The organism is Rhodococcus sp. OAS809, from assembly GCF_040546695.1.
In the GTDB taxonomy this organism is placed as follows: Bacteria; Actinomycetota; Actinomycetes; order Mycobacteriales; family Mycobacteriaceae; genus Rhodococcus_F; species Rhodococcus_F qingshengii.
This window is the reverse complement of record NZ_JBEPOI010000001.1, coordinates 627,690-640,696: the sequence shown is the minus strand read 5'-3', so window position 1 is coordinate 640,696 and position 13,007 is coordinate 627,690. Positions and strand designations below refer to the sequence as shown.

At 59.3% G+C, this 13,007-nt stretch carries 14 protein-coding genes; 8 read left to right on the top strand and 6 right to left on the bottom strand.

The features are described 5' to 3' along the window. Positions 1 to 78: 78 nt before the first annotated feature. Genes ABIE52_RS03010 through ABIE52_RS03000 form a run of 3 tightly spaced genes read left to right on the top strand, consistent with a single transcriptional unit; the run spans position 79 to position 2,236 of the window. On the top strand, positions 79 to 561 hold the full coding sequence (locus tag ABIE52_RS03010) for a hypothetical protein (protein WP_192713628.1): 483 nt from the start codon (positions 79 to 81) through the stop codon (positions 559 to 561). After that, positions 558 to 1,637: a hypothetical protein gene (locus tag ABIE52_RS03005; RefSeq protein WP_192713627.1), complete on the top strand. Its 1,080-nt coding sequence runs from the start codon at positions 558 to 560 to the stop codon at positions 1,635 to 1,637. The genes ABIE52_RS03010 and ABIE52_RS03005 overlap by 4 nt, the downstream gene beginning before the upstream one ends. Further along, entirely contained in the window at positions 1,634 to 2,236 is a 603-nt protein-coding gene (locus ABIE52_RS03000; protein WP_182263366.1) for a phosphatase PAP2 family protein, read from the top strand. The genes ABIE52_RS03005 and ABIE52_RS03000 overlap by 4 nt, the downstream gene beginning before the upstream one ends. 3 nt (positions 2,237 to 2,239) lie before the next feature. Here ABIE52_RS03000 and ABIE52_RS02995 read toward each other — a convergent pair whose 3' ends face one another. Both ABIE52_RS02995 and ABIE52_RS02990 read right to left on the bottom strand, forming a co-directional pair. After that, positions 2,240 to 2,596: a helix-turn-helix domain-containing protein gene (locus tag ABIE52_RS02995; RefSeq protein ID WP_192713626.1), complete on the bottom strand. Its 357-nt coding sequence runs from the start codon at positions 2,594 to 2,596 to the stop codon at positions 2,240 to 2,242. A 251-nt stretch (positions 2,597 to 2,847) separates the two neighbouring features. After that, a complete protein-coding gene (locus ABIE52_RS02990) occupies positions 2,848 to 3,312 on the bottom strand; it encodes a helix-turn-helix domain-containing protein (RefSeq protein ID WP_192713659.1) in 465 nt (154 codons plus the stop codon). A 611-nt stretch (positions 3,313 to 3,923) separates the two neighbouring features. Here ABIE52_RS02990 and ABIE52_RS02985 point away from each other — a divergent pair. The 4 genes from ABIE52_RS02985 to ABIE52_RS02970 all read left to right on the top strand — a co-directional run bounded on the left by ABIE52_RS02985 (position 3,924) and on the right by ABIE52_RS02970 (position 5,875). Continuing rightward, positions 3,924 to 4,235 carry a hypothetical protein gene (locus ABIE52_RS02985; protein WP_192713625.1) on the top strand — a complete coding sequence of 104 codons (312 nt, stop codon included), beginning with the start codon at positions 3,924 to 3,926 and terminating at the stop codon, positions 4,233 to 4,235. A 301-nt stretch (positions 4,236 to 4,536) separates the two neighbouring features. Beyond that, positions 4,537 to 4,992 carry a hypothetical protein gene (locus ABIE52_RS02980; RefSeq protein WP_354541435.1) on the top strand — a complete coding sequence of 152 codons (456 nt, stop codon included), beginning with the start codon at positions 4,537 to 4,539 and terminating at the stop codon, positions 4,990 to 4,992. Continuing rightward, on the top strand, positions 4,989 to 5,549 hold the full coding sequence (locus ABIE52_RS02975) for a hypothetical protein (RefSeq protein WP_192713623.1): 561 nt from the start codon (positions 4,989 to 4,991) through the stop codon (positions 5,547 to 5,549). Before ABIE52_RS02980 ends, ABIE52_RS02975 begins: the two co-directional genes overlap by 4 nt. Then, positions 5,546 to 5,875, top strand: coding sequence for a hypothetical protein (locus tag ABIE52_RS02970; protein ID WP_058228564.1), 330 nt, complete (start codon positions 5,546 to 5,548; stop codon positions 5,873 to 5,875). Before ABIE52_RS02975 ends, ABIE52_RS02970 begins: the two co-directional genes overlap by 4 nt. A 1,765-nt stretch (positions 5,876 to 7,640) precedes the next feature. On the opposite strand, the gene ABIE52_RS02965 is transcribed toward ABIE52_RS02970, so the two are convergent. From ABIE52_RS02965 to ABIE52_RS02955, 3 genes are all read right to left on the bottom strand, one after another. Next, on the bottom strand, positions 7,641 to 7,931 hold the full coding sequence (locus tag ABIE52_RS02965) for a hypothetical protein (RefSeq protein WP_192713622.1): 291 nt from the start codon (positions 7,929 to 7,931) through the stop codon (positions 7,641 to 7,643). Positions 7,932 to 8,143: 212 nt separating this feature from the next. Next, on the bottom strand, positions 8,144 to 8,359 hold the full coding sequence (locus tag ABIE52_RS02960; RefSeq protein ID WP_007734780.1) for an antitoxin VbhA family protein: 216 nt from the start codon (positions 8,357 to 8,359) through the stop codon (positions 8,144 to 8,146). Between the two features lie 457 nt (positions 8,360 to 8,816). Further along, positions 8,817 to 9,794: a sensor domain-containing diguanylate cyclase gene (locus tag ABIE52_RS02955; RefSeq protein ID WP_192713621.1), complete on the bottom strand. Its 978-nt coding sequence runs from the start codon at positions 9,792 to 9,794 to the stop codon at positions 8,817 to 8,819. Between the two features lie 988 nt (positions 9,795 to 10,782). On the opposite strand from ABIE52_RS02955, the gene ABIE52_RS02950 reads away from it, so the two are divergent. After that, complete coding sequence (locus tag ABIE52_RS02950; RefSeq protein ID WP_354541434.1) at positions 10,783 to 12,096, top strand: MFS transporter; 1,314 nt, start codon at positions 10,783 to 10,785, stop codon at positions 12,094 to 12,096. Between the two features lie 29 nt (positions 12,097 to 12,125). On the opposite strand, the gene ABIE52_RS02945 is transcribed toward ABIE52_RS02950, so the two are convergent. Further along, entirely contained in the window at positions 12,126 to 12,806 is a 681-nt protein-coding gene (locus tag ABIE52_RS02945; protein ID WP_192713620.1) for a GntR family transcriptional regulator, read from the bottom strand. Between the last annotated feature and the right edge of the window lie 201 nt (positions 12,807 to 13,007).

Sequence of the window (13,007 nt, the reverse complement as noted above, 5' to 3'; positions counted from 1 at the left end):
AGTTGAGCGATACCAACTACAACGACTACGGTGTTCGGTTGGGGCCGTAGGGGATACTCGGTAAGGAGGTGCCCCGAAGTGGCAGACAAAACCGTCGCTCGAGCAGTCGAGCGCCTGTTCCGCATTGCCGTAGGCGACGAAGCGCGAACCCTTGAAGGTATGGCCGAAGCATTGTCGCGCGACCGTGGACGCCCACTCACCGTGCTGGACGACGCGGTCCTCCCGCCAGGTGTATTTGGTCAATGGGTCCGGCACCACGACCGCGATGAAGTGTCCTGTGCAGGGTGGGTTCATGCGCGCGACCGAACGATTGCTCATGAGTTGGGACATATCGCGTTGAACCACTCCGGTAGGCCAGCCATCGATTTGGCCACCGACTTCCTCCCACCCGCATTGCGTGATCTTGGAATTCTGATGCTTCGACGCGATTGTGTGGACACCGTCTCGACGGAAGAAGCCAAGGCTGAAGCATTCGGGAGTCTGCTTCTGCGCCGGCTTCACGTCACACGGCGCGCGCAGAATCCGTCGGTTCGTTCACAACTGGATGAGGCACTCGGTTGATCACTGCTCTCGCGGCGGCAGTACTCGCCATTGCAGCGGCCACCCGGATCCAGCGTTGGTGGTTTTCCAGGTCATGGACTCTGGCGGGTGCAATCATCGTTCTACTGTGTATGTCGATTCATATGGCGCTCAACGTGAAAACGGTCGAGAGCGCTGTCAGAGTCACACTCGGGGCTGGCATACCCGGAACAACCAAAATGCTGCTCGTCTGCGGTATCTGCGTCGGCACGGCCATTGTGTTCACAACCGTTACCAGCTTCCAGCATCTCAAAAAGCTACTTTGGCTACATATTTCACTGTCAGTTGTCACCGCAGCGCTCTCGTTCTACTTCTTCTTCAAGACTCCGTGGCCGGCATCGAACCCCGACAACCGGACTTTCGACAACCAATACGCATTTCTTCCGGGTTACGCAGAGGGCCTGATGTTGGGCATGGCCTATCCGTTTCTGTTGTGCTTGATGGTGACGATCATCGCTATTCGGCAGGCAGACCGGCGGACGGCAACCGGCTGGGGGCTCATCATCATTTCCCCCGGAGCCGCAGCACTCAGCGCATACGCCGCACTCCGAATTGGTTACCTGGGGTCGGTACGGTGGGGACTGATCGATCCGACCCCGACACCCTTTGCTATCTCGCGCTTACTGGCCGTTGTCGGCGTTCTCTTTGTCGCAGCGGGAGTCTTGGTTACAGCGATTGGAACCGCGCTTATCTCACGAGCGCAACTTCGGGCCTTTGACGACCTTCACTCCGAGCTACTTGCCCGTTGGCCTGGTGCCCTACGGCCATCCGAGCCCGGAAGCGGCGCCGCAGATCGGACCGCCGATCGCGCAGCGGAACTGTTGGACGCGCTGAGCTTGGAAGCCAAGCGACAGGCTCTACCGAACCAAGGTGCAGCCTTGAGCCGGACAGAGGTAGCACATGCTGTTGTGGAATGGATTATTACTGATCGGATTCCGGAGGGACTGGGATCGGACAACCTCCGAGCACGGGCAGCCACTTCAGATGTCCGCTGGGCGCGAGAACTGGGTGAGGCGTACGCCCGTGAAATCGAACGAAAGTTGGTCCGCGAGCAATGACAGAAACACGAGTACAGGGGGATACCTCGGGACAGGACCGGATCGCACGGTTACTTACCGAGGTCGGCGCGCCCTGGGTCATCAACATCGTGACCTCATTGATCCTCGGGTGCTCCATCGGGGCGCCAGGGTGGGGAATCTTCGTCGCGATCTGCTCAGGTGTGGTCCCTATGTGCGTCATCCTCTACGGGATGCGGAAGTCGAAAATCGGCGACCACCATGTCACCAGCATTAGCGAACGACACCTGCTCATTGTTGTATTGCTCGCAGTTGCCTTGGTTGGGTTGATCATTCAGATTGTCGCGAGCGCAGCCATTCAGATGATCGCGTTCATGACTGCCGGTTTGGCGGCGCTGGTAGTGGCTGCATTGATCACTAGTGTTCTTCACTGGAAAGTCAGCGTGCACACTGGAGTTTCAGCGGGGGTCACCATAGTTTTGGCGCTTGCGCTGTCGCCTTGGTGGCTGCTTGCTCTCGCCTTGACCCCGTTGATCGGATGGTCGCGGGTTCATTTGGGTGATCACACCAAGGGGCAGGTCATCGTCGGAGCTATCGCCGGAGCAGTCACAACCGGGATTACCTATGCGTTGATCGCTTAGAAACTAGTCATCGTCGGACTGCATCATCTTCCGAAACGGGTCGTACGCACGCGCTGCAACCTGCTCACGGTCACTGTCGCGAACATCCTGGATCCAGGCAATGGTGTGCTTGACCAACTCATACGTTTCTTCGTCACTGAAGTAGTCCATCGGAACATGAAAGACGTTGCAGATATCGCGAACCGTTTCTACGCCCGGTGACTGGCGCTTACCACTCAGCAGTTGAGACATGTAACCGGTAGTCATCTTGCCGCCGCCGAAGCGGATCATGTCCACAACCTCGGTTTGCGTGTACGGACCACGACCTCGGGGGTGCACCGTGTCGAAGAGATGTCGGAGCCGTTCTGCGAATGTGCTCATCGTTCGTCCCTCCGTCCTCAACCGCCGTGCTGGATGGGCGCACTGGTCCAATGTTCAATTTCCAATACTGGCAAGTCTCGCTATCCAATGCAACTTGCAATAGTAAGTTTTCAGTTTTAGGCTGACCTCGACCGTGAGGGGCAGCAATGATTTACAGAGTCAGGACTGACAGGCGGTGACCCACCGCAGCCGAAACGACCTATCTTCATCAGTCAGCACAACAGCGAAGGCGACCAAAGAGAAGCCTGGACCTAGGCGGGCGCCTCAGGCCCCCGATGACGAACCCGCATATGCGCAGCGAGCAACTCGTCAACCGAGACACCTAGAACCGGGGCAAGCTTCTCCGCCACGACGTCTGACAAGGGAATTTCGCCCCGTTCGATGCCTCCGACGATCGGTGTCCGCAAGCCAGCCTGCATCCCAAGTTGCGGTTGGGTCAAACCCTTCAAGACGCGCCAATCACCCGGATACCTGTCAGCCTCAGGCACTCGTACGATATCGGCGATCTCTACACCCAACTCCGCCACCACAGTCGCCAAAAGATCAACCTGCGGAGAGGAATTCGACTGCTCCCAGCGCCGAATCGTTGTTTCACCCACTCCTGCCCGCCGCGCCAATTCCGCACGTGACAGCCCTGCAGTGCGGCGCGCAGCCACAAGACGTGACGGGGAAAACCCCCGCATCACTCGCCGACTCACAGCCAGCACCCTTCGCATCTCGTTGTCATTAGTAGACACTGTGCCGCCTCCTCGATACCATTCGCACACGCGGCTATTTTTAGATGACCGGTTTTAGATGGCGGTCAGGTCGTAGTCAACGAACTCAAGGGAGACAACTAGAGCAAAAACGAAAGAGTCCCCCAGTCGCGCCAACGACCGAGGGACCAGACCAAACGGGATGCAACCCGTCCAGCATTTTCTTCAGATGCAGAAAGGATTCTGCGATGTCTATCTTAATGGACCCATCAGGTCCGGATGACGTGTTCCGCAACCGGTATGTGGCGCTGTCGACGTTGACGCTTCGTCGGCTTGTTGCGCGGCATTCGTCGATCGGCGGGCGTTGCGATGGTTGCGGTTTCAGTGTTTCGGAGCTTGTTCCGTTGTGCCCGGAGGCTGCGGCCGCGCTGCGTGAGTTGACGCACCGTGAGGGCCGGGGAACATCGGTGGTCGTATTGCCACAGTTCAGTACTGACGATCTTCTTCGGGTTGCTGCTTCGCATCATCCTGATCGGGTTGGTCGGTGCGCGCGGTGCGGGTTCGTTTTCTCGTCGGAGTGCGATGTGTGCCCGACTGTGCGAGCTGTTCGTGTGGAGTTGGAGGTTCGGGGCGTGGTGCCGATTGTTGGTGCCGAGCCGGGTAAGGGTTTGTGCGCGGGGAAGTCACGTTCGTGGGAGATGGATGGACGCACGGTGGTGGAGTGGCGCCGCGCGATCTCCTCGTGTGAGGTGTGCCCGTTGTTGGCGCAGTGCCGTATTGATGCGGCCGCGTCGGTGAAACGTGGGGATGGTCCGCAGCGAATGATCATGGCGGGCAATGCGTATGACAGTCACGGCAATATCGTCGACGTTGAACGTTTGGGCCTGTACGAGTCGTTGACGACAGCAACGCGCCGTCGCCGGGATTCGGAGGTGGCCGCGTGAGGGCCGCGGTGCCGCCGCCGACGGTGTTGGCGTGCGCGGTCGATCCTCAATCGTGGGATCTGGATGAGGGCTCGTATCGCGCGGGTGTGGATGCGCAGGCTGAGTGTTTCCGGTGCCCTCGTTTGGCGGATTGCCGGAAGGAGTTGTCGTCGATGGTGGCGGCGGGTACTCCGCCTCGGTCGATGATTTGGGCGGGTGTGCCGTTCAGTCATCGTGGCCGGCCGATTACCTCGGATGCGGTGTTGCGTTCGTACTATCGGCGGGTCGACGGGCATCGCGGTACTTCTCGTGGGAGCGCTGCGTGACCCCGATAGTGGGGTCGTTCGATCCGGTCTTCACACGGCCACTCGACACAGTGGCATCAGATGAGTCTGCGGCGCTGATCTTGACGTCGTTCGAATCAGCGTGGTCTGTGTACGGAATCCTCGCCGACACGCACGGCCATGTCCCTGTCCGGGACCGCTACGACCGGTTGTGGATTCTCGTCGAAGTCGCCGGCCGCCTGCGTAGTCGCCGCACCTTCATTCACGATCACCCGGACATCGGTGACTCACCGGATGTGTACGGGTTGATCGACGTGGACTCCCGCGCAGTTCTTCATGCCCACGATCTGATCGACGCCCACGGCCCGTTGAGGGTCGACCCCTCCCATGCCGCGGTCCTCGCACCTCTCCGTACCGGTGCGACAGATGCCGCGAACCTTCCCACCTGCACATCAGTCTCGTTCGACGTCACCCGATTGGACTGCCCCACATGACAACACACCGCTTACTCGACGAACTGAACAACCCCCACCGCCCCCTCCCCGACATCATCTACGGGATCAGTACCGGGGCCCTCCCCTCCCCTGCCTCGACCGGCCTTCCCGCCGAACGCTGGCAATGGCTCGCGGACCTCCTCGCCCACCCGCTCTGGGGAATGACCGCGATCGTCGACGGACTCGACCACGTCTGCGCCCCCGCCGCCCGACTGTGCCAACTCACCGCCCACCCCATCCACCCCCTCAACGTGCGAGAACTGTGGGCCGCAGAACAACTCCCCACCACCGAACTCATCGCAGCGCATTCCCCGCACGAGGACGGTCACTGGGAAGTCCTCAACACTGCACTGGAGCTGATCACCGACGGACTCGACCACTGCAACGGACTCGAGACCTCCGGGATCGAAGCAGTCACCTCAGCATTCACCGCCGTCATCACCGCCCAGGACGCCGCCACCGCCCGCACGACTATCACTGCGGCCGTCGAACACTGGATTCATCCCACGTGCACCACCGCATCATCTATTTCCATGCAGTTGGGGGCAGCATCATGACAACAACACCGCATCGATCGCCGCTGATCGAATCCATGATCAGCACCGCCTCCACAGCGCTCCTGAAAGAAGTCGGCATCACCTTCCCCACCGACGCCGAGATGGCCGAAGTACGCCAACTCGCCGAAACGATCGTCCGGGACACCGTCGACGCACTCGCCGGCCCGCGCGATTTGTCCGTCGGGTTACGCGACAACCTCATCGACGTGGCAGATCTCGTTGCCTCCGATCCGGAAACTGCGTCGGTCGATCAGATTCACGAAGTCGCGGTTGCACTGCGCGGGCTTCTGGATCTGCACATCCCCGTTCGAGCGAATCATTCGTGATTGCGCTCGTTCTCGCTGTCGCGTTGGGGTGTGCAGGTGTTGTGGGAGCGGTGTTTTCGCTTCGCCCCACACGTTCCTGACATTCGACACGCGACAGATCCGCACATCGGGGGCCGGCGTCCGTCACAGACCGCCAGCGGCAACTGACCTCGATAAACACCCGGCCTGACCCGAACACCGATGAAAAGGGAGACCGCCACCACCCAGCGTGACATCCGAAAGACCTTGACACACAACTCCATAGACGCAGTCCAGAAACGACGAAACCCCCTTACGGGGGTTCGCCACACACTGAGCCAAATCAACAGCAAGCCATGCCCGGCTCGCTGTCACTGAGGAAGCCGAAGTAACCGCTCCGCCTTCTGTACTGCACTACTTCTTCACTCACATGAAGGGATTTACCTGTGACAGGTACATCTCAGGATAACGCACACCCTGAACCAGCTTCAACACTTCCACACAACACAATCCTCGACCGCTCACCATCAACACGCCACGCCCCAGTCTCCGACGACGAATGGGCCCACGCCGTACAACAAGCCACCCAAAACGTCACCCGCATCGAAACACTCAACCGAACCAGCAACCAACGCGGAAACTCCTGGTCCCTCCCCATCCCCGACGGCACCTACAGCCGTACCCCCACCTGGACCAGCCGCACACACTGGCAACACCAAGTCCGCACCCACCTCAACTCCCCCACCGGCACAACACTCTGCACAAACCACACCACCAGCACCGAAGCCGTTTACGCCGTCGCCGTCATTCACGCCGCCCTCGCCGACAGCGCAACCGGACGATCAGTGACCGCCTCACGCGAGACCATCGCCCGCCGTGCAGGAGTGAGCACCTCCACCGTCAAACGCGCCCGACGAGTCCTCACCGCACTCGGAGTCGCAGTAGAACTCGTCCGCGGCCGCTACCTCAACCGCCTGGAAGCCATGGCCGCAGAATCACACCACGGCCACCGCCAATTCCGCGCAGCATCGACCTGGGCACTCACCACACCCCGAACGGTAGCCACCACCGTCACCCCTCCCTTCACAAAACCCAGAAAACCCTCCCGAGCCACACTGCGCACCAACGCATACCGGTCCAAAACCACCACACGGAACCATCCACAATCCGGCACCCGTGACCCCCTATCCCCCTCCGGGGGATTTGCACTTAAAGCTCTTGCTTTCAAGATCTCACCAACGCGCACACAAGCACACGCGGGCAAGACAACACACCAACCAACAACCACACCCCGACCCCTCCACCTCCAACGCGCAGCCGCCGAACTCATCTCCCACGCACCAGCACTGAAACCAGCCGGCCACATCGGAACAATCTGCGACACCCTCCAACAAACCGGAATCGACACCACACGCTGGACCGGACGCGACATCGCACACCAACTCACCACAGACACCCAACAACGAGGCTGGACCTGGCCCAACCACATCCCACGACCAGGCGCTTTCCTGCGTTGGCGAATAACCCAACTAGATTGGACCGTCAGCTCGCCGACGGAACGAAGGCTCGAACACGATCGCCTTCGGCGCTCGGAACAAGCCAAACGACGCGCAGAATTCCGCAACCGCGATGCGAGCAGAGCGACGGAAACAACTCGAATCGAAATCGTTCGAAACTTCCAAGCAACTCAGACCCCTCTCCGTCGAGTACTCACGACGACCACGCGCTCGATCTCTCATGGTGGGCACACGAACTGAGAAATCGAACCAGCCCACATCGGACGACATCGACAGGCGCATCGTCACCATCATCGGGCCCGACGGCGATCCGGTTCAGGTCGAGGGTCTACAGCCCCGAAGCCGATGCCGACCGCGCACAACGTGCGGATTTCCGTGACCGCCCCTTGCCACCGCGCCTCGAATCGCTCTACGCGGCCCGCCACATGGCAGGATTCGACCGCGAACTCGTCGAACGTATCGAACAACTCGACGAGACCGATCAACGCGCTTTCGCGCGCTGGTGTGTGCATGGCGCCTTCGACCGCGCCGGAATCTCCCACATCGACTGGGTCGCCGAAGGATTGGATGCCATGGACCATGGCCGCAGTCGACTGGAAGCGTTCGAAAACGGTATGGTTTCCCTCGCCCGCCTCACCGCCGACCCACAAATCATTCGCACGATCACCACCGGAATCCCCGGCGGCGCAGACGTTATACCGCAATACCAAGCGCTCTCTGCCTTCGAGAACGGCACCTCGAGGAGTGCTTGCGGGTCGGTGTGCCCGAGTTTGTTGGTCGAGGTACGGGTCTTTCAACTGCGGGCAGCTCGGCGGCGGCGGTTTTCGGCGAGGACTAGTGCGACTGCTTCGTCGCCGGTGATTTCTCCGCGCAGTTGCCGTCGTCCGACTTCGATGCCGTATTCGCTGGGTTCCATGCCGGCCATGCGGTGTCCGGCGGTGGCGGCGGCGATGGCTCGGTCGATCTGGGCTTCGGTCATGTGCGACTGTGCGTTGCGTGCAGTGGTCACCGGCGCTCCTTCGTCGACTCGGGCGAGCGTGGTGGTGCGCAGGGGAGCTGCACACCGTCTATTCTACCTGATCATTGCCTGTTTTCTGCAGTCAACGAGCGTTGGGGGCGGTATCAGAACAGGGCGTTTCGGGTGGGAGAGTCGGCGAGTCTGCTGGCCGACAATATCTCTCGTTGAACTGCTGCCGCCGTACTGTAGTCAGGCATATTCTGTCGGTGCATGCTCCTACAGTCAGCACGGGTAACAGTCCGGATCGAGTGTGGGGAGCAGGCGATGGCGTTCCAGATGGCTTTGATCGGGCAGCCACAGCTCGTACGCATTCCCGAACGTCTGTGGTGTTCTCGGCTCGATCGCATCAACCGTAGCGAATACGGGATTCGGCGACGGCAACATCGACAGCCCCCTCGCCGACGTTCGAGGACCCGGGATCGCGCTCACGGTGACAACTGGGCATGAATCAGTGCTTCAACCGTTTCTGGCGGTACATCTCGGCATCGGCCGTATCCCAAGTCTCGGAAAGGCTTTGGAACATGGAAAAGTCGGCTCGACCGATCGAACAACAGACGTCGGCATTCCGGAACGCCTTCTCCAAACACTCGACCAGGTAGTCGACGGCGCGCGGCTGTGTATCGGGCAGAGCGATTCCGAACTCGTCTCCGCCCAACCGTGAAACCACCGCACCAGGGTGCGCGCATGCTGCCAAGATCTTGCCGGCCCGTTGAACATATTCGTCACCCGCGGCGTGACCGAGTTCGTCGTTGATGGTCTTCATGCCGTCCAGATCGACGATGATGATAGATCCCGGATCGGCGAATTGGCGGTACCGAGTTTGCTCGGCCTCGAGGATGCGATTCCACCCGCGCCGATTGAGAAGACCTGTCAACGGGTCGGTCTCGGCATCGAGTTGCGCAGTTTCGGCCAGTCGCACTGACTGCGCGCGCTGATAGTCGACATCGAGAATCGTTCCGAGGAGTCGGCACAGGAGAGTGAGGAGGGCCAAGTTGTCCTCGAGTACGGAGTCGCCCGTAATCGGGTCGGCGCCACACAGAGTGCCGAAGAGACTGCCGTCGTTGTGAAGGATGGGGATGCTGACGTATGCGCCTATGCCTTCCCACCTGTCATCTCGGGAAAGTGCAGGTACGAGTGCGCGATTCGATGAGACTGGCGGCGCATTCCCGAGGACTACCTCGCTGCACACGGTGTCTTGCCAAGTCCGGGTCTCGCCGACTTCGATGTGAAGTGGGTTGGGTGAGACGGTGAGAACGATTTGATTCGACCCGTCGAACCGCGTGATCGACCACAGTGCCAGCGGAAGATATTCGTCGAGGTAGGACACGACCGAGCGACTTGCGTCGTCGAAATTCGTCAACGGCGACAGAAGTGGCATGGATGAGAATGCCGACGATGGGATGGCGCGCACCTGACCGTACGTCATTGCTACCTCCTGATTGACCGTCCGATAATCTGATGTTCGACAGCCCCTGTTTTGCGGATGCTATGAAAGCGCATCCTCAGTCCGGAGTTCTCACGACTGCGGAGCCCACCCGCCGGCCGTTCTCAGGACCGTGTCGATCTCCGGCAATCCACGCATCCACTGTCATCGCCAGGTCAGCACTCGGAAAGTCCGAGTCTGCGCACGAGCTGTGGAAGTCGTTCATCCGGGTGCAGTTTCCCGCCATCCCGATATCAACGGGGAACGACCATCTCGTCTCAGAGCGCGTTTGTCACCGTCGAGAAAAACGCCGCTCATCGACCCGACCCGGCAAAGCGGACACCGAAGTCGAACCCCTCCGCACCACACTCGCCCTCAGACATCGCAGAGGTACACGATGACCCAAAGCCCAAGAGGTGCGCAATCGCTTCGAGTTGTTTTCGTAACACTGCGGAATCGATACCTGGGCATCAGCACGCTCAGTTCGCAATTCAGCATGTCGATGGCGGCGACTTTTCGCCCCGACTAGCGCACCGCAGCGACTACGAAAGCGTCACGGTGAGCCGTGCGCATCCCAGCAACCCATGGGTAGCTACGAACACGCCCCCTGAGATGGCCCCGACATCAGCAACACCAGAGAACCCGTTGTGGCTGTTTAATTAGATCAGCATAGAGTAATTGTTGACGTCCTCAGCATACATGTAACGCTTGCTAGATAGTGCCTGCACATGTTCGGCCATCCACACCGGATGTTCGGCCTGCCCTTCCGGCTGACGCCCTGAACACGCGGACTTACGGTCCGGGGCTGATGCCACAACGACAAATATCCAATCTCAGTCACTACCGAGGCCATGCCATTTGAAGAGACCCGAACAGGTGGATGTCCTGTTTCGCGAGGTCAGAATTGGGACTTGCATCACAGTCGATTAAACAGCTACATTCAGTGGCATGCAACGGTATACCGCTGCATGCCGATGCTTCTGGAGGATCCGTGAGTGAAGTAATGAAACAAGATACTGATGCACATGCTCGTCCCGATTCGGGCCTACGACGGGTGGTCCTTTCGGGAACTGTCGGAACATCACTCGAGTGGTACGACTACTACGTATTCGGCATTGCTTCAGCGCTTGTGTTCGGGCAACTCTTTTTCCCAGGCGACAACGCACTCGTGTCCACACTTCTGTCCTTCATGGTGTGGGGCCTGGGGATTGTCGTTCGGCCAATCGGGGGGCTCATCGCCGGCCACTACGGCGACAAGTACGGACGCAAGCAAGTCTTGGTCGTCACATTGACCGCTATGGGCATCTGCTGCATCGCCATTGGGATACTGCCTACTTACGCACAGTGGGGCATGGCGGCACCGATCTTGCTGATTGCCCTGAGGTTGGTCCAGGGACTTGCGGTCGGTGGCGAGTGGGGAGGAGCCGTCCTGATGATCGTCGAACACGCTCCTGACAAACAACGTGGCAAATTGGCAAGCTGGATACAGTTCGGCGTTCCAGTCGGAAACCTTGCTGCGACAGGACTTTTCCTCGGATTATCCGCACTGCTTTCCGACGAAGCGTTTCTCTCGTGGGGGTGGAGGATCCCATTCCTGATGAGTGTCGCCATCTTGATCGTCGGAGCATATATGCGATCGAAGGTCGTGGAATCGCCACAATTTGAAGCCCTCAAGGAGTCTGGCGATCGCGCTCAGAAGCCTCTGGTCGAGGCCGTCAAGTCTGCGCCAGGCTCCATCGTCAGAGCAATCGGTCTCTGCATAGGATCGCAGGCGACCTATTACACGTTCGCTCTGTATTCGCTGACTTACGTAACAAATGAACTCGGCAAGGATCGCAGCATCGTCCTCGTCGCAGTGTTGATCGGATCCGCGCTTCAGCTGGTGCTCGTCCCCTTTGCCGGGGCACTCTCCGACAGGATCGGACGACGGCGCACGTACACAATCGGCGTCATCGGAACAGCAGCTTGGGTGTGCGCCTTCTTCCCGCTCTTGAACACCGGATCACCGACACTGATCGCCGTGGGCGTAGCGGGCGGAATGGTGTTCCAATCATTCCTCTACGGCCCCATGGCGGCCTGGATCGCCGAACTTTTCGGTACCCGAGTGCGATTCTCCGGCGTTTCGATCAGCTACCAGATGGGTGCAGTGCTCGGCAGTGCACTTACGCCTCTGATCGCCACCTACTTGATCGCATCAACAGGTTCGTTCTGGTCTTTTGTATTGTATATGCTTGCAGCCCTTGCGATTACAGGAGTTGCGGTGTTCTTCACGCGCGAGACCGCGGGAAAGTCATTGCAGGGTTGACGGCGCCCGGCATCCTCGCAGACATCTCGTCAACGTGGCAAAACGCGAGACTTTCGCGCTCGCAACAACCGTATCTCGGCGATAGTTTGAAAGTGATTGCGAGTAAGTCGCTCAGCTAAATCGCCGTCTTGGGCAACTATCGCTTCGATAATCCGCGCATGCTCCTCGAGCCCCACTTCAGGCATCCCGATCTCCGTGTAGGTGCTGCCTTGAAGCTGATTGACGAAGCCACGCAGATCATCGAGCTGTTTGGCCAAGTATTTGTTGCCGGCAGCTTCACCAATTTGTTTGTGCAGGAGTTTGCCCAGGTGGCTCACACCGTCCACATCACCAACTCGAGTTGCTTTTTCCAGTTGGGTCATCGTTTCACGAAGCAACGAGAGGTCCACGTCACCTCGTGCAGTAGCTGCAAGCTTCGATGCGAGACCTTCGAGAACTTCACGCACCGCGAAAATTTCAGAGAGTTCATCGATCGTGATTTCGCGAACCACGATGCCTGCCGCTGTACCTTGCACCAGCCCATCGACAGACAAACGATGGAGAGCCTCTCGCACTGGCGTTCTGCTTACCTCGTACTGCTCAGCGATCAGGTGCTCGACCATTCGTTCACCAGGGAGCAATTCGCCGCTGATAATCGCTTGCCGCAGATGTCGATAGAGCGCATTGGCCCGCGGTCCGGCGCCCGGCAGTTTTTCCTCCGGTAAAGGCATCTGAACATCTCCCGTGATCGTCAGGGTCCACACTCGAGTGGGGCGTGTGCACTACGCACTGCCATGCAAGAAATTCACCATACTATATGCCATTGTATACTACTGCATACTACGGTATACTGCGTTTACCAGCATTTACGCTGAAGAGCACCACTGAAGTTCGTGGTGTTTGTTAGCCGGATCGGCATTCGCGCCATATTG

Bases quoted from the DNA above. Each gene is read 5' to 3' on its own strand.
- ABIE52_RS03000 (WP_182263366.1), top strand. From the start codon at position 1,634: ATGACAGAAACACGAGTACAGGGGGATACCTCGGGACAGGACCGGATC.
- ABIE52_RS02995 (WP_192713626.1), bottom strand. From the start codon at position 2,596: ATGAGCACATTCGCAGAACGGCTCCGACATCTCTTCGACACGGTGCAC.
- ABIE52_RS02990 (WP_192713659.1), bottom strand. From the start codon at position 3,312: ATGCGAAGGGTGCTGGCTGTGAGTCGGCGAGTGATGCGGGGGTTTTCC.
- ABIE52_RS02975 (WP_192713623.1), top strand. From the start codon at position 4,989: ATGACAACACACCGCTTACTCGACGAACTGAACAACCCCCACCGCCCC.
- ABIE52_RS02970 (WP_058228564.1), top strand. From the start codon at position 5,546: ATGACAACAACACCGCATCGATCGCCGCTGATCGAATCCATGATCAGC.
- ABIE52_RS02965 (WP_192713622.1), bottom strand. From the start codon at position 7,931: ATGGTCCATGGCATCCAATCCTTCGGCGACCCAGTCGATGTGGGAGAT.
- ABIE52_RS02955 (WP_192713621.1), bottom strand. From the start codon at position 9,794: ATGACGTACGGTCAGGTGCGCGCCATCCCATCGTCGGCATTCTCATCC.
- ABIE52_RS02945 (WP_192713620.1), bottom strand. From the start codon at position 12,806: ATGCCTTTACCGGAGGAAAAACTGCCGGGCGCCGGACCGCGGGCCAAT.